This window comes from Thiomicrorhabdus marina (assembly GCF_017571465.1).
Classification (GTDB): Bacteria; Pseudomonadota; Gammaproteobacteria; order Thiomicrospirales; family Thiomicrospiraceae; genus Thiomicrorhabdus; species Thiomicrorhabdus marina.
Genome location: NZ_JAGETV010000071.1, coordinates 1 through 374, shown reverse-complemented (window position 1 = coordinate 374; position 374 = coordinate 1). Strand labels below are relative to the sequence as shown.

The window sequence follows — 374 nt, the reverse complement described above, 5'->3', positions numbered from 1 at the left end:
ACCATACCGTAAGCTTTCGCCACTTCCATACTAAGGTCTTCAATAATCGGGAATTCGATATCAACCCCGAATTTCTCTTTAATGTTAAGTACCCACGCATTGTGCGAGTGGTGCGAATCGATTGAAAGCCCCAAAAGTTCACAGTTCATGGCATCGAAGTCGGCTTTACGGTTTTGGAAGCCGATAAACTCGGTGGTACAAACAGGGGTAAAGTCAGCAGGGTGAGAGAAAAGCACCAACCACTTACCTTTATAATCTTCTAGTGTTTTACGACCGTGCGTGGTCATTGCATTAAATGCCGGAGCGGCTTCATTTAAACGAGGTAATCCGAAAGTCTGTTCCATGATAGAGTCCTTAAATTAGTTTTGTTTATA

General features: G+C 43.0%; 1 protein-coding gene. It reads right to left on the bottom strand.

Going from position 1 to position 374, the window contains the following annotated elements:
* A partial coding sequence (locus J3998_RS13135) for a redoxin domain-containing protein (protein ID WP_208151114.1) occupies window positions 1-344 on the bottom strand: 344 nt, incomplete at its 3' end.
* Window positions 345-374: the final 30 nt, after the last annotated feature.